At 55.1% G+C, this 14,233-nt stretch carries 15 protein-coding genes and 1 tRNA gene; 8 read left to right on the top strand and 8 right to left on the bottom strand.

Translation table 11 applies throughout. The features are described 5' to 3' along the window. Positions 1-146 precede the first annotated feature (146 nt). Positions 147-1,601, top strand: a complete 1,455-nt coding sequence (locus tag ACN0RV_RS08855) for a methyl-accepting chemotaxis protein (protein WP_417347270.1) — start codon at positions 147-149, stop codon at positions 1,599-1,601. Positions 1,602-1,630: 29 nt separating this feature from the next. Here the strand turns inward: ACN0RV_RS08855 and ACN0RV_RS08860 are convergent, their stop codons facing one another. Next, on the bottom strand, positions 1,631-1,936 hold the full coding sequence (locus tag ACN0RV_RS08860) for a hypothetical protein (protein WP_417347271.1): 306 nt from the start codon (positions 1,934-1,936) through the stop codon (positions 1,631-1,633). Between the two features lie 333 nt (positions 1,937-2,269). Here ACN0RV_RS08860 and ACN0RV_RS08865 point away from each other — a divergent pair, with 333 nt between their 5' ends. Then, the gene (locus ACN0RV_RS08865) at positions 2,270-3,067 is read left to right on the top strand and encodes a D-hexose-6-phosphate mutarotase (protein WP_417347272.1); all 798 of its coding nucleotides are present in this window, start codon (positions 2,270-2,272) and stop codon (positions 3,065-3,067) included. A gap of 97 nt (positions 3,068-3,164) precedes the next feature. Here ACN0RV_RS08865 and ACN0RV_RS08870 read toward each other — a convergent pair whose 3' ends face one another. The 3 genes from ACN0RV_RS08870 to hemG all read right to left on the bottom strand — a co-directional run bounded on the left by ACN0RV_RS08870 (position 3,165) and on the right by hemG (position 5,219). Continuing rightward, complete coding sequence (locus ACN0RV_RS08870) at positions 3,165-3,806, bottom strand: deoxynucleoside kinase (protein ID WP_417347286.1); 642 nt, start codon at positions 3,804-3,806, stop codon at positions 3,165-3,167. 359 nt (positions 3,807-4,165) lie between these two features. Further along, on the bottom strand, positions 4,166-4,675 hold the full coding sequence (locus tag ACN0RV_RS08875; RefSeq protein ID WP_417347273.1) for a cytochrome b/b6 domain-containing protein: 510 nt from the start codon (positions 4,673-4,675) through the stop codon (positions 4,166-4,168). Between the two features lie 19 nt (positions 4,676-4,694). Further along, entirely contained in the window at positions 4,695-5,219 is a 525-nt protein-coding gene (gene hemG, locus ACN0RV_RS08880) for a menaquinone-dependent protoporphyrinogen IX dehydrogenase (RefSeq protein ID WP_417347274.1), read from the bottom strand. Positions 5,220-5,590: 371 nt separating this feature from the next. On the opposite strand from hemG, the gene ACN0RV_RS08885 reads away from it, so the two are divergent. Beyond that, positions 5,591-5,788, top strand: a complete 198-nt coding sequence (locus tag ACN0RV_RS08885) for a hypothetical protein (protein ID WP_169628238.1) — start codon at positions 5,591-5,593, stop codon at positions 5,786-5,788. Positions 5,789-5,921: 133 nt separating this feature from the next. Here ACN0RV_RS08885 and ACN0RV_RS08890 read toward each other — a convergent pair whose 3' ends face one another. Both ACN0RV_RS08890 and speB read right to left on the bottom strand, forming a co-directional pair. After that, complete coding sequence (locus ACN0RV_RS08890) at positions 5,922-6,947, bottom strand: acyltransferase (protein WP_417347275.1); 1,026 nt, start codon at positions 6,945-6,947, stop codon at positions 5,922-5,924. Positions 6,948-7,186: 239 nt separating this feature from the next. Next, positions 7,187-8,104, bottom strand: coding sequence for an agmatinase (gene speB, locus ACN0RV_RS08895; protein WP_417347276.1), 918 nt, complete (start codon positions 8,102-8,104; stop codon positions 7,187-7,189). Positions 8,105-8,309: 205 nt separating this feature from the next. On the opposite strand from speB, the gene ACN0RV_RS08900 reads away from it, so the two are divergent. After that, the gene (locus ACN0RV_RS08900; RefSeq protein WP_417347277.1) at positions 8,310-8,573 is read left to right on the top strand and encodes a hypothetical protein; all 264 of its coding nucleotides are present in this window, start codon (positions 8,310-8,312) and stop codon (positions 8,571-8,573) included. Here ACN0RV_RS08900 and ACN0RV_RS08905 read toward each other — a convergent pair. Both ACN0RV_RS08905 and gloA read right to left on the bottom strand, forming a co-directional pair. After that, positions 8,567-9,994 carry a Mur ligase family protein gene (locus ACN0RV_RS08905; protein ID WP_417347278.1) on the bottom strand — a complete coding sequence of 476 codons (1,428 nt, stop codon included), beginning with the start codon at positions 9,992-9,994 and terminating at the stop codon, positions 8,567-8,569. The genes ACN0RV_RS08900 and ACN0RV_RS08905 overlap by 7 nt on opposite strands. A 35-nt stretch (positions 9,995-10,029) precedes the next feature. Next, complete coding sequence (gene gloA / locus ACN0RV_RS08910) at positions 10,030-10,443, bottom strand: lactoylglutathione lyase (RefSeq protein ID WP_417347279.1); 414 nt, start codon at positions 10,441-10,443, stop codon at positions 10,030-10,032. Between the two features lie 498 nt (positions 10,444-10,941). Here gloA and uvrY point away from each other — a divergent pair, with 498 nt between their 5' ends. The 4 genes from uvrY (at position 10,942) to ACN0RV_RS08930 (ending at position 14,231) form a co-directional block, all read left to right on the top strand. Next, complete coding sequence (gene uvrY / locus ACN0RV_RS08915; RefSeq protein ID WP_417347280.1) at positions 10,942-11,583, top strand: UvrY/SirA/GacA family response regulator transcription factor; 642 nt, start codon at positions 10,942-10,944, stop codon at positions 11,581-11,583. Between the two features lie 11 nt (positions 11,584-11,594). Continuing rightward, positions 11,595-13,433, top strand: coding sequence for an excinuclease ABC subunit UvrC (uvrC, locus tag ACN0RV_RS08920; protein WP_417347281.1), 1,839 nt, complete (start codon positions 11,595-11,597; stop codon positions 13,431-13,433). A 51-nt stretch (positions 13,434-13,484) separates the two neighbouring features. Beyond that, positions 13,485-14,039 carry a CDP-diacylglycerol--glycerol-3-phosphate 3-phosphatidyltransferase gene (gene pgsA / locus ACN0RV_RS08925; RefSeq protein WP_084644089.1) on the top strand — a complete coding sequence of 185 codons (555 nt, stop codon included), beginning with the start codon at positions 13,485-13,487 and terminating at the stop codon, positions 14,037-14,039. A 118-nt stretch (positions 14,040-14,157) separates the two neighbouring features. Then, positions 14,158-14,231 (top strand) — tRNA-Cys (locus ACN0RV_RS08930). Positions 14,232-14,233 lie beyond the last annotated feature (2 nt).

Below are 14,233 nucleotides of genomic sequence, written 5' to 3' on the forward strand. Positions count from 1 at the left end.
GTGGGAGCCGGAAGGCTCCCTTTTTTGTGCTCTGCCCTGGTGGTTTGTTGTGACACTTATCGCGAATAGAGTAATTGCTCTATTTTGGTTGGGGTGACTGTATTATGCTGTCACTTCAACTTTTGAGGATGAGACGGAGTGCAGAGATGAATCCACTCAATTGGTGGCGAAGCCTGTTTATGCCTGCCCAGTTGCCGACGAACGAAGAGGATAGGCGCAAAATTGACACGGCTCTATTCTTTCTGCTTCTCTCCCTGCTTACCGGAATCTACAGCCTGATCAAGTGGCATGGACAGGGCGTACAGCCGCTGGTGTTTACCTCGATCCTGCTTATCGCCCTTGAATTGTCCGGGGCAGTGGTGCTCAGACTCAGCGCATCCTATCACGCCGCCCTGAACTTGGGTTTCCTGGGGATGAGCCTTCATTGTCTGAACCTTATCTATCAGTCCGGTGGCATGCTGGCCTCCAGTCAGGGGTTGTGGGTGCCGGTGCTTATGGTGGCCTACTTTATCTGTGCTGGCCTGCTGATGGCGACCCTGTGGTCCCTGTGTGCCAGCGGCATCGCTCTGGCCATGGTGCTCCATGGCCTGTCTGGCGGCGGCTATCCTCAGTTGACTCTGTCTGCATCTGCGTTGCGGGTGGAGGCGATCACCGGCATCGTAGTGCCCCTGCTGGTCATAGGCATCGCCCTGGCCTTTACCTATGCGCAGCGGGCCCGGGCACTGCGCCAGGCGACCCTGGCCCGGCAGGAGAGCGAGTCTGCCCTGGAGAGGGCCCGTCAGGGAGAGCAGTCTCTGGCCGACGTGCTGGCCCGGGTCAATGACAACGTTCAGCAGCTCACTCAGGTTAACGGAACTTTAGAGCAGGAGTCCGGGCTGCTGCAGCAGCAGGTGGATCAGCTGCATCACAACTGCGCCGATCAATCTGCCGCGGCCGAACAGATTGCCACAGAGCTTCAGAGGCTGACCCAGGACACTCAGCGAAGCGACCAGTTTGTTTCTGATCTCCAGCAGCACAGTGACAGCATCAACAATGAAGCTCAGCGCAGTGCTGGCAGCCTGGATGCGTCAGGCCAGGCGATCGCTCGAATTCTGGATGCCAATGACCAGATTACCGGGGTTGCGGCACTGATCACTCAGGTGGCGGATCAAACCAACTTGTTGGCCCTCAATGCCGCCATCGAAGCGGCCCGTGCGGGCAGTCATGGCCGGGGGTTTGCCGTGGTGGCCGATCAGGTGCGGGAGTTGTCGGCCCAGAGCAACCAGGCAGCCAAAGAGATACGTGGCATATTGGAATTGAGCCGCCGCGAGGTCGAGCAGGGACAATCGGTGATCGGTGCCACCAACCACACCATCTCAGGCATATTGTCTCAGGTAGCAAGCAGCCAGGAAGAGGTCAGTAAGCTTACCGGACTCATCGCCCAACAAGCCCATTCAGTGGAGGAGTTGTCCACCGCGGGAACCAGTGTCAGCAGTACGGCGAGGGAAACCGCGGAGGTGGCGGGCCAGGTTGCCGGTCAACGAGTCAGGTTGGCGGAGCAGGTGGAGGTGGTTCGGCGGTTGACCCACAATCTGCGCTCCGTGCTGGAGGGCAGAGCTTGATCACAGCCTGAGTGGGTGCCCAGGACGCTCTACTCGACCTCTTCAGTGGTTTTAAGGCGCTCTAGAGCCGAGCTGGTCAGATAGCGCTCGACCCGGCCACACCTGGGACAGGCAAAGAGTTTAAAGGGTGCGATGGAGTGGGGTTGTCCATTGACCAGGCTTAAGGGGTCGATGCTGGCATCCCCATAGGGCACCATGGCGGAATCGCAGCGCTCGCACTGGGGCACAACAGCAGCTTCATCGACTTCGGGGTGCCGTTTGGCACAGCAGTTCCAACATTGGGAAAAGGTATCGTCATCTATCAGTACATGACACTGTGGACACACCCAGGACACGACGACTCTCCTTGTGACATGAATATGGAGTGGCAGAAAGGGGGGAGTGTAGGCTTAGATATTCCTTAAGTCCTTGTCATGTATCAAAAAATAACTATTAACTCCTGTCGGTTTTTCTAAACCATCTTCATAGGTTGGCCCCTTGTGATGGCAGTTTGGTTGATGGATAATCCATCAACCAAACTGCCATTTGCGGCAAAGCGGTGGCATCAGAGCTATCCTCTAAGGTCAGAGGGGCTTAAAGAGCGCAATATGAACAGTGGTTTGCACTTGGTTTCCCAACAGGTTCTCACCGAAAGCGTCATTCGAGGCACTTTGAAAGGCGGTCTTCCGGTGCTGGTTGTGCAAAACCGTTTTGCCGAGGCGGTGATCAGCCTGTTTGGGGGGCAGATCCTCAGTTTTACCCCCGTCGGGCGCAAGGACTGGCTCTGGCTGAGCGACAGAGCACTGCTTGATCAGACCCGTCCCATTCGAGGTGGTGTTCCCATCTGCTGGCCCTGGTTCGGGGACAACGGCTCGGATGTCAGCCTGCCTGCCCACGGCTTCGCTCGCACCCAGTTGTGGCAGCTCGATGAGATCAGCGAGCAGGTTCAGGGCACTGTAATCTCTCTGTGTCTGTCGGATGATGACATTAAGCCTGACTATTGGCCCTTCGCCTATGAACTGCAACTGGATATCCATGTCGGCCATCAACTCACCCTCACCCTGACCTGCCATAACTGCGACAGTAAACCCTGGCCCTTCTCTGCAGCGCTTCACACTTACTTTGAGGTGGGACAGGCGGATCGTTGCCAGGTCCACGGGCTGGGCGGTCGTTATCGTGACAAGCTCAGTGGCCAGAGTGTTATCCATCCCGGTGCTTTGCAGGTGAGGCCGCCCCTGGACAGAATCTACCCTAAGGCAGACAGCCAGGTAGTGTTGTCGACCCCAGGGCACAGCTTGCTTCTGGACCAATCTGGTATGGACTCAGTGGTGGTGTGGAATCCAGGCAAACGGCTGCCGGGGGATATGCTGCCGGAGCAAGCCGGTTCAATGCTTTGTGTGGAAACCGCCTTGTTGGGGGAGGAGGGGGTGATGCTGTTGCCCGGGCAGGGGAAGCAGTTGTCCGTCACCATCAGCCGCCAGAGATAAAAAAACCGCCCCAGAGGGGCGGCGTCAATCAACGGAAGGTTCGGCGTGGCTTTCCCCTTCAGTTAACTGCAGATTTTTAGAAAAATCACTCTAAACATCAGTCATCTTTGCTGCAGACCTGCAGCACTTCTTCCGCCAGGCCCTCTGGGCAGCCGAAATGGGTCCAATCTACGGTCAACAGCTGAGTGTTGTACTTCTCGCAGATGTGCGGCAGGAAGGTGTTGTGGCAGTCGGAAATCAGCTGAATGTAGCTACGTGGTGTGCCAAGTTCGGCGTCCCGGCCGCGCTCCAGCATACGGTCATAGGCAACGGACGGGTCAGACTTGAGGTAGACCACGGCACTCACCTGGGGGTAATCACGCAGCTTATCTTGGATGTCGTAGTAGTAATCCAGATCCTTGCCATCGGGACGGCACGCTTCGGCCAGGTTAGCTTGACAGAACACCAGATCAGAGAACAGGGAGCGTTCAATGATGTAGTTGTAGCCTGGATCCAGGTCCTGGCAGGTTTCGGCACGCTTATTGGTGATGTAGCGCTGGAAGTTGATGCGCTGACTGGGGTCATTGGTGAAGGCTTTCAGCAGACGCTGGAACTCAGGATCGGTGTCCACCTCCTCAATGATAAGCTTCCAGGGCTTTTCATCTTGGTTGGTTAACTGATGGGCCAGCTTCGGCAGCAGGGTGGATTTGCCTACGCCGATGTTGCCTTCGATGGCGATCAGTTCGAATTCTTGAGTCATGGTCACTGTGGTCTGCTGTTGATATTGGGATGGGCATAATATCAGAACACAGAGTTTTTAAAACGGGAAAATGGCAATTTAAGCGCAACTTTCTTTAGTAAAACGGGTTTTCGCAGGAAAGGTTGTCGCCTGACTGAATAATGTTTGGTGTTTACCGCGTAATAAATCTCTTTGAGCCAATTATGCCCCTGAATTTATGAAGTATTTCTTGATTTTGGAAAGTTATCGCTTTTTTCGAGCTAGCACCATTTGAACAAAAAGTGTTCGCAAAGGCGATTGATTGAGCGGTGGGGGATGTGCTTTTGTCGCCTTAGAAGTGAAAAGCCGGGGGAAGCCCCGGCTTTGCGTTGTTTGCTGTTTTATCTCATCAGTTCCAGGAAGTGACTGAAGGACGCGATGGCGTGAATGATCAGGTACCAGATCAGGTACTCACTGAATAAGATGTGCCAGCTTCGCCAGGTCATGGCCAGACCGCTTCCCTGAGTGGCCAGCCAAGCCAGGCCGGTCAGGCCAATGGCGAGCATCAACAACAGACCAATGCCCTCGATAAAGGTCAGCAGGCCTGGCGAGCCCGCGGCGGGCAGTTGCCTTTGCGCCAACTTGCGAAAGTCTTTGGCGATGGGGCCGAACTGGCCCAGACACCAGCCGAAATAGAGGCGCCACTGCCCATGACGACAGCACTTGACCAGAAACAGCACACTCATCAGCGCAGTAATGGTGCCAAGAACTATATGGTTATAGTCCCACCCTCCCGCGTTATCATGAATGCGGCTGGCCAGGTGGACCTGGCCCGACGTCGAAAGAAGCCAGATTGCCAGCAGTGCCAGCAACACATGGAGTTTCTCCATTAGCTGAGAGAGTAGACCCACCCTGTCATCCTCCTTGGGATCAGTAATTGGCTACACGCTGGGAGAATCTGTCGACCTTGTCCCAGTCGGTGTACTCAATGCAGGCATCCAGATTGGTCGGGCCTTTGGTGATGCGCATGATGAAACGAATGATGTGGCGATCAAAGAAGTTGTATCTCTGATAATCCACCATGCCACCAAACACCTCCATAAAGTCAGGTGTCCAGGTGATGCGCTTGAGAAACGCCTGCATATAGGGATTGGTTTCTGCGGTGTCTTTTCCTGGCTTGCGGGCCACCAGGGACACTGAGAAGAAGCCGGAGGGCTTTTGCTCCAGCAGAGGCTGCTTCTCTTTTATGAACTTGAACACCCTGTGGGCGTGCTTACCGTGTTTGATGCTGGCACCGATGAGGATCTTGTCGAATCTGGCCAGATCCACGTCTCCTTCCGCCAGGTTATGCAGGGACACCACCTCACCACAGCTCTCAAGCTGGGCTTTGATCTTATTGCAGATCTTCAGTGTCTGCCCCTTATCGGTGGAATAGGCGATAAGTGTGTTGCTCATTTACTCTCCAGCGGTTTGGCCCTATCTCGACGTCACCATGATAGCCAAAGGAGGCCCAGGGATAACTTGAAGGGGATCACCGATTGGGCCGGGGACTTGGACAATTGCCCTTCAACTGCTTCTTTTGTGAACTAAATAGGTAAAATAACTGTTACTGAAAGTGGCCGCCTGCCTGCATTCCACTGAATGTCTGCCAAACAAAGCTGAAGTGAAACTGTCACAAAAAGGGTTCTGAAAGTGCTCCTGGCCTGAGTGAGGTTCATATTAAAATGCACTTGCCAGTTGAAAAGGTGGTATACTTAGCTCTGAATGTTTCCCATCGGAGCTGTCACCCCTTGTCAAAGGGTTCCGTCGCCATAGAAGCAGAATCAATGAGAATTAGATTAGAGCAATTAAACGAAGAAGAGATGGACTATCTCTTTAAACTTCGCAAGGCAAGAACGTTAGATACACTTGAATTAATGACTGAACGGTTGGAAAGGGAAGCAACCACCAGTGCTCAAGAAGCCTCTATTTGTCGAGCATTCGATGTGAGAGAAGGTGAAATTGAGCAAGGCAAGTATGTCTAAATGCCTGTGAAGATTTAGATTCACGAAACAGATATCCATAATTCGCAAAATAGAACTAATAGATAACTAATAATTCTATCTGGATACTTGATTCAAAGCCCGGCGCCTTTTTGGTGCCGGGCTTTTTTTTACCTTAAGGAACAATACGGTTGATGACAGGTATTCTGGAGAGCGCCATGGTCAGCAACAGGGCGGCGATCAGGGTAAGGAGGGAGATCACCGGCAGGCCAACCCAGTTGCTTCCAAACCAGTGGTAGACACCATTGCCAAGGTTTCGCACCGGTATCAGCAGCAGTGGGTGAACCAGGTAGATTCCCAGGCTGTAACGGGCAATTAGACTGATCATGTTACGCAAAGGGCCCTGAATTCGATCGGCATAGCGTTGGGCCACTACAAACAGCATTGCGGCTATCACGACAGTATTAAGAGATTTATATCCCATAAAGAACGCACTGTAGCCACGTTTCAGTTCGGCGAACCACCAAGTGCCAGTCAGATTGATTAGTAGAGCCAGCGAGCCTGCCAGTACCCACCACTTCACCTGCTGGCTATTATCTCTATTAAATAGATACCAGCCGAGGATCAGATATCCGCTATAGAGAATCAAGTTCTGCCTCAGGGGCGTATCAACGTGGAGCCAGTGCATCAAGGTCAATAGCATCCAGGCGGCGATGATCAATTTAACCCGCTCTTTATCCATATTTGCCAGCAATGGGACTAATAGGGGAATGACAAAATAGAGAGGAATAAAGTCATAAAAAAACCACAAGTGGTACCAAGCGGGCTCCCGCGGTGATCCCACCAGGGTGTCGGTGACAAGTTCTTGCGAAAAGCCACCGTCAGTCCATCCGGAAGCTATTGAATATATTAGGGTCCAGGCGACAAAAGGCACAACAACCTTAAGTAATCGCCGTTTCATATAGTCCTTACAAACAAAGGGGCGATTATCCGACAACAGCAGGGCGCCGGTGATCATCATAAATACCGGCACAGCCCAGCGCGAAAGTGCGTTATAGCCGGAAGCCGCCATCCATTGGTCCATGGGCGCCAGGCCCCACAGATGACGCCAGGGGCCCAGAACATGGATCAGGACGACAGCGATGGCAGCCAGGCAGCGTAACAAGTCGAGATAGAAGATGGATGGTCTCGTCTGGGACATGCGGTAAGGCTCCTGGGGAAAAACCTATTCAGCATACCTTAGTGAGAGTAATGAAGACAGATTAGGGGGTTAAGCCGTTCAGTCTGGGTTAGGACTTAAGGCGCATGCGGCTAGAGTTCGCTCAGCCTCGGGGGTTGTCGGTAACTCTGTCTGTATCTGAGCAGCCGCATGGGCTCGTCAGTGGTGGGAGCCGGGTTTGCGCAAAGGTTGGCGCGCTGTGGTCGAGCGCGCCGCGCCCTTTACTTGTTACAGGCCACCAGATGCAGCATCTCTGTCGCCAGGGTGGCACCGGCAAGGGCGGTGATTTCGCTCTGGTCGTAGGCGGGAGCCACCTCCACCAGGTCCATGCCGACGATATTGAGGCCTGCCAACTCCCTAAACACCTTCAACACCTTGTCTGTAGTCAGACCACCGCAAACCGGTGTGCCGGTACCCGGTGCAAAAGCGGGATCCAGGCAGTCGATATCAAAAGTCAGGTAGACAGGCAGGTCGCCCACCCGGCTGCGAATCATTTCGGCCATCTCTTTGGCAGGCAACTCGTTGGCTTGGTCGGCGTGGAGCACCTGGAAGGGGTGATCGTCGTAGCCATATTCGGTACGGATGCCGAGCTGGATGCTGTGGTTGGTGTCAACCAGCCCCTCCTTGGGGGCGTGATAGAACATGGTGCCGTGGTCATAACGGCTGCCCATGCTGTACGTGTCGGTATGGGCGTCGAAATGTACCAGCGCCAACTTACCGTAGTGCTTGGCGTGGGCGCGAAGCAGGGGCAGGGTTACGAAGTGGTCCCCGCCAAAGGTCAACATCTGCTTGCCAGCCTGGAGCAACTTGGTCGCGTGGGCTTCCAGGCCCTGGACCAATTGCTCTGCGTCACCGCAGTCAAACACCAGATCTCCGCAATCCACTACCTTGAGTTTCTCCTCCAGGGCGAAGCGCCAGGGGAAGCGGCGATCTTCCCAGGCCAGGTTAACCGAAGCACGACGCAGCGCATCGGGGCCATTGCGACTGCCGGGACGGCCTGTGGTCGCCAGATCAAACGGCACCCCGGTGATCACCCAGTCGGCATCGGATTCGGTCGGACGAAAGTCCAGGGGGCGGCGAAGAAAGCCAAAGGCATTGGAGTAGAGCGAATAATCTTTCTTATCGGCAAGTGTTGCCATACAGACCTCAAATGTCACCGTGGTGACGGACTGGTTAAGGAATTTCAGGGGCTATTGTCCACACAGTCGCGGTTGTTGTCATCTGATATTGGCAGAGGCGAGGAAGATTTTCCCTGGAGAATCTCTGAGCAACCGGCTCGCTGTCGGCTTGGTTAACATGAATATCCGGGTAGACTGGAGCCAGATCAGTTTTTGGAGATGTGAGATGGCTCATCAGTGGTCACTGGAGTGGCAAGGCCGCACCATCAGAGTAAGTTCAACCTGGGCGGCGGGGAGCCGGCTCTATGTGGACAACGCGCTGCAGGACAGAAATGGTGCCCTGTTCGGTTTGCCCTCAGCACAGAGGCTGGTTGGCAAGGTTGGAGAACTCCCGGTGGAGGTTGAAGTGAACTACCAGTTGTTCTGGCCAACGGTGGTCATCCGTATTGATGGAGAGGAGGTGCTCAGACGCTCCTCCCGAGGTTACTGAGTTACTGCCTTTTGCCATAGCCGCACCACCTCGGCATCGCCAGGGTAGGGGACGGCGGCCAACTTGTCGGCGCACAGGTATTGATGGCGCTCCTCCCCCTTGCCACAAAGCAGCAGTAGATCCCCCGGCGCCATCTTTTCCAGGGCAGTGAGTATCGCCTGCACTCTGTCTTCAATGCGGTGAGACCGTTTCTGGGGATCCATGGCGTCGAGCAAAGTAGCCAGGCTCACCCCAAGAGGGTTGTCTGCCGTAAAGTAGCAGTGGTCAGACAGGGCCAGGGCGGCTTCGCCTATCTCTGCGGCATCGGCCAATCGGTCTCCAGTCACTCCCAGTAGAGTGTGAATCTTGCCGCGACTGCTGTCCCTGGCCTGGGCTATCAGAGTCGCCAGGCTGGCACGGTTGTGGGCATAGTCCACCACCACCTGGCGATTTTCACCCAGCGTCATGCTTTGAGACCGGCCGGGGACAGGGGACAGCCTGGTCAGCCTGTCCAGCAGGTGCTCAAGGGGGTGGCCCAACACCAGCCCCGCGGCAAGCATCGCCAGCGCATTGTCGATATTGAACTCAAACGGAAGGGGCAGGGTAGCGTGGTACCTGCTTCCCTGGTGGTGCAGCCAGAACTCGCTGCCCTGAAGATCGCAGCGAATCACCTCGGCGTAGAGGTCCGCTTTAGGATTGATGCGGCTGTGGGTCAGGGCTGGCCCCCGATGGCGACATCGGTCCAGAACCATGGTGGCGCAGGAGTCATCCAGATTCACCACCGCGCGTCCACCTGGCTTCAGTTTATCCAGCAGCCTAAGTTTTGCTTGCAGGTAGTTGTCGCGATTGCCGTGGAAATCCAGGTGATCTTCGGTGATATTGGTAAAAATGGCGCAGTCAAAGGCCACATGGTCCACCCGGTCCTGGGCCAGCGCATGGCTGGATACCTCCATCACATGGTGGGTCAATCCCAATCGCCTAAGTGTGGTAAAGCGTTCCAGCAGCGTCAAAGCATCCGGGGTGGTATTGATGGTGGGGGTCAGCAGTTGTCGATAGAGGCTACCAAGGGTCCCGGTGTAGCTGCTTGGTGTAATGCCATCGAGCAATTGGTAGAGGCCAAAGGCTACTGTGGTTTTGCCATTGGTTCCCGTGACCCCTATCTGGGTCAGCTGGTCTCCGGGGTACTCCAGGTAGGCGTTGAGCAGCGCCAGGGTATCGGCAAAGCCGGCGGTGATGATGCAGGGTACCTTCAGCGCCAGGGGCTTATTGGCGATGACCAGAGTGGCACCGGCGTCCACCGCACCTTGGGCAAACTCATGGCTGTCGATGGACAGGCCCTGTCGACAGACAAAGGCGTCTCCGGGCTCGATGGCTCGGCTGTCCAGTTTGAATGCTTTGGGTTGCAGTGCTTGGAGCTGTTGCAGGCGGGAATCTTGATTCATAGGAAAAGGCCTGGGAGACCCAGGCCGGAGTCGGGTCAGTTATCCAAGCCAGCAGAAGCTTGGGCCATCTGGATAAGCTCAATCATGTAGCCGTCGGGATCGCGCACAAAGGCGATGTGGGTGTTGCCGCCCAGCACCGGGCCAGGTTCACGGGTTACCTGGCCACCGGCAGCCTTGATCTTGTCGCAGGCGGCGTAGATGTCGTCGAAGCCCAGGGCCAGGTGACCGAAGGCGTTGCCCATCTCGTACTCTTCCACGCCCCAGTTGTAGGTCAGCTCAACGACGGCGTGACCCTCTTTCTCTTCGCCGAATCCAACGAAGGCCAAGGTGTATTTGTATTCTTCATTGACGGATTTGCGCAGCAGGGTCATGCCCAGTACGTCAGTGTAGAATTTGATAGAGCGGTCCAGGTCTCCGACCCGAAGCATGGTGTGCAGCATCTGCGGCATGGTGCGTTCCTTAGTGTTCGTTTGCAGCCAAGTTTAAAGATAAACCCAGAGGGATGCGACCACAGAAACCGGGAAATCGGGATCCGTCTCTCACCCCAATGATGAAGGGTGGACGGCAGTCCCACTTATATCAGTCAATACAGCGTGTTGAGCAAGGTTCAGGCGGCTGGGTGAGAGTTTTGCCATAGCCGCTGTGAGTCATTGCCACCACGCGTTGCGGTTGGGTTAAAAATGACTTTCAACCAGGGCTTTACTTGGTAAGCTGGCTGAAAAAATGCGGTCGGTAAAAGCAGTCGATAGAGCATGGGGCGTCGGTCTCTTTCGTGGGTGATTCTGATTGTACAATTTATTTACCTTAAATCAGTATCTTAACCGGAAACCTAAGCGTACAGATTCCGTGCGGACGGCCATATGATTTGCTTGATTACGATCCACAATACAGTATTATCGAAAGGCTGTTTCAAACAGCGAATATCGTTTGTCTGAAGGGGATGGAGTTTGATCCATATCTATCTAGTTGATGACCACGCCCTGGTCCGTACGGGAATTCGCCGCATCTTGGATGACGAGCGTGGCATCAAGGTCGTCGGTGAGGCTGAAGATGGTGAGGTTGCCGTAAACTGGTGCCGTAAGAACCATGCCGACGTCATTCTTATGGACATGAACATGCCAGGTATTGGCGGCCTGGAGGCGACTCGCAAGATTTTGCGGTTTAATCCCGATGCCAAGATCATTGTTCTGACCATCCATACCGAAGAGCCGTTTCCCACCAAGGTGATGCAGGCCGGTGCCGCCGGTTACCTGACCAAGAACGCACCGCCGATGGAGATGGTGCAGGCGATCCGTCAGGTGGCCTGTGGTCAGCGCTATCTGTCTCCAGAGATCGCCCAGCAGATGGCACTGAATAAGTTTAAGACCGAAGAGAACCCCTTCGATGACCTGTCGGAGCGTGAGCTGCAGATCATGATGATGATCACCTCGGGCCAAAAGGTCAGCGATATCTCAGAGAGCCTGAACCTCAGTCCGAAGACGGTGAACAGCTATCGTTACCGCCTGTTCCAAAAGCTCAACATCGGCGGTGATGTGGAGCTGACCCGACTGGCCATTCGCTATGGTATGCTGGACGCAGAGAAACTCTGACAACCAGCTCAATGTCCGAAACACAATTTGACTCCAGGGCCTTCCTGAAGACAGTCACCTCGCAGCCCGGTGTGTATCGCATGTACGACGCACCGGGTGGGACTGTCATCTATGTCGGCAAGGCCAAAAACCTCAAGAAACGCCTCAGCTCCTATTTTCGCGCCCAACTGCCCGATGCCAAGACCCAGGCGTTGGTGGCCCAGATCCGTCATATTGAAGTGACCGTCACCCACACGGAGACGGAAGCACTGATCCTCGAGCATGACTACATCAAGTTGTACATGCCCAGGTACAACGTGCTGCTTCGGGATGATAAGTCCTACCCCTATATCTTTCTGTCAGAGCATCGCCACCCCAAGCTCGGGTTTCACCGAGGCCCTCGTCGTGCCAAAGGGCGTTACTTTGGCCCCTTTCCCAATGGTGGTGCCGTTCGCGACAGTCTTCACCTGATGCAGAAGCTGTTCCCCATTCGCCAGTGTGAGGACAGCTACTACAAGGCCAGGTCCCGCCCCTGTCTGCAGTATCAACTCAAACGTTGCAGTGCTCCCTGTGTGGGCAAGATAAGCGATGATGAGTATGCAGAGCAGGTGAAGATGGCCACCCTGTTCCTTCAGGGCAAGAACCTGCAGGTGATCGATCAACTGGTGGGATGGATGGAGCAGGCCAGTGCTGAGCTTAAGTTTGAAAAGGCGGCGCTCTACCGGGACCAGATTCAGGCGATGCGTACCGTTCAGGAGCAGCAGGGGGTTCATGGCAGCCTGGGTGAAATGGACATTCTGGGCGTCTCTGTGGATAAGGGGATGGCCTGCTGTCACATGCTGTTTATCCGGGAAGGCAAGATTCTTGGCAGTCGTAGCTATTTTCCCAAGCTGCCGGCGGACACCGGCACCGACGAGTTGACGGCTTCCTTCCTGATGCAGTTCTACCTGGGCGGTGGAGAGGAGCGCCAGGTTCCCCCAGAGATCATTCTGCCCTATGAACTGGACGACAAAGAGGTGCTGCAAGAGGCGATCGTTCAGCGCTGTGGCCATAAGGTGGCCCTGAAGCACTCGGTGCGCAGTGACCGGGCCCAGTTCCAGCGCCTGGCGGCCACCAACGCGGCCACCGCCCTGGCCAGTCGGGTGGCGCACAAGTCCACCATTGCCTATCGCTACAGACTGCTTACCGACACTCTGGAGCTGTCCGACCCCATTGAGAGGATGGAGTGTTTCGACATCAGCCACACCATGGGTGAGCGCACCATAGCCAGTTGCGTGGTGTTTGATTCCGAGGGGCCGGCCAAGAAGGAGTACCGCCGCTACAAGATCGATGGCATCACCCCTGGGGACGATTACGCTGCCATGGCCCAGGCGGTGAAGCGCCGCTTTGACAAGGTCACCGACGCCGCTAACTTACCCACCATCTTGTTCATCGATGGTGGCCGGGGTCAGTTGACCCAGGCGGAAACCATTTTGGAGGAGACCCTGTCTGCCCGGGGCATCGAGCCACCTATGGTGATCGGTGTTGCCAAAGGGGAGGGGAGAAAGCCCGGACTGGAGACGCTGTTTGTGGGCTTTACCCGGGAGGTGATCGATCTGCCCGCCGATTCGCCGGCGCTGCACCTGATTCAACACATCCGGGACGAGGCTCACCGTTTTGCCATTAGCGGCCACAGGGCGGCACGAGGTAAGGCTCGTTCACAATCTACTCTGGAGCAAATACCGGGTATAGGCGCGAAAAGACGCCAGTCTTTGCTCAAATATATGGGTGGAATGCAGGAACTTAAGCGTGCCAGTGTTGAGGAAATAGGCAAAGTGCCAGGAATCAGCACAGAACTGGCACAAAAGATTCATGATGCGTTGCGCGACTGATCGGTTTTCGGCATGATTGACGGCTGAAGTGGGCCGGCTAGGGCGTTTGTTTTGACCTTAAATATTCCAAATATACTCACACTGTTACGGCTCATCCTGATCCCGTTTTTTCTGGTTTTCTATTATATCCCCTGGCAGTACGCCTATATGACTGCCGCGGGCATCTTCGTGTTGGCCTCCTTTACCGATGCGCTTGACGGTTATCTGGCCAGGAAACTGAATCAGACCACCCCCTTTGGTGCCTTCCTCGATCCCGTGGTAGACAAGGTGATGGTGGCCAGCGCCCTGGTGGTTCTGGTGCAAAGCTACGAAGGCTCCATCTGGATGACCATCGCCGCCATCATCATGATCGGTCGCGAGATTGTTATTTCTGCGCTGAGGGAGTGGATGGCGGAACTGGGTAAGCGTTCCTCCGTGGCGGTGTCCTGGATTGGCAAATTCAAGACCGCCGCCCAGATGCTGGCGATCACCGGTCTGATTACTCATTACAATGAGTGGGTGATTAACCTGTCCATGGTGATGCTCTACGTGGCAACGGCACTGACCCTTTGGTCTATGCTGGTGTATCTGAAAGCGGCCTGGAAGGACCTGGTTGCCCACGGATAAAGCAATTATCCTGGGCATTGCATAAATACACAGCACTTAACCCCATAACCTACAAAAGGTTATTGACCGCCAAAGGGGTTTAAGTAGAATACACAGCGTTCCGAAGCACGGAACATCTGGCGCGTTGGCAGAGTGGCTATGCAGCGGATTGCAAATCCGTGGACCTCGGTTCGACTCCGGGACGCGCCTCCACT

It is taken from the genome of Ferrimonas sp., assembly GCF_048263965.1.
Classification (GTDB): domain Bacteria; phylum Pseudomonadota; class Gammaproteobacteria; order Enterobacterales; family Shewanellaceae; genus Ferrimonas.

Excerpts from the sequence above, each read along its gene's own strand:
- ACN0RV_RS08855 (WP_417347270.1), top strand. The coding sequence starts at position 147 with ATGAATCCACTCAATTGGTGGCGAAGCCTGTTTATGCCTGCCCAGTTG.
- ACN0RV_RS08870 (WP_417347286.1), bottom strand. The coding sequence starts at position 3,806 with ATGACTCAAGAATTCGAACTGATCGCCATCGAAGGCAACATCGGCGTA.
- hemG (WP_417347274.1), bottom strand. The coding sequence starts at position 5,219 with ATGAGCAACACACTTATCGCCTATTCCACCGATAAGGGGCAGACACTG.
- ACN0RV_RS08885 (WP_169628238.1), top strand. The coding sequence starts at position 5,591 with ATGAGAATTAGATTAGAGCAATTAAACGAAGAAGAGATGGACTATCTC.
- ACN0RV_RS08890 (WP_417347275.1), bottom strand. The coding sequence starts at position 6,947 with ATGTCCCAGACGAGACCATCCATCTTCTATCTCGACTTGTTACGCTGC.
- speB (WP_417347276.1), bottom strand. The coding sequence starts at position 8,104 with ATGGCAACACTTGCCGATAAGAAAGATTATTCGCTCTACTCCAATGCC.
- ACN0RV_RS08900 (WP_417347277.1), top strand. The coding sequence starts at position 8,310 with ATGGCTCATCAGTGGTCACTGGAGTGGCAAGGCCGCACCATCAGAGTA.
- ACN0RV_RS08905 (WP_417347278.1), bottom strand. The coding sequence starts at position 9,994 with ATGAATCAAGATTCCCGCCTGCAACAGCTCCAAGCACTGCAACCCAAA.
- gloA (WP_417347279.1), bottom strand. The coding sequence starts at position 10,443 with ATGCCGCAGATGCTGCACACCATGCTTCGGGTCGGAGACCTGGACCGC.
- uvrC (WP_417347281.1), top strand. The coding sequence starts at position 11,595 with ATGTCCGAAACACAATTTGACTCCAGGGCCTTCCTGAAGACAGTCACC.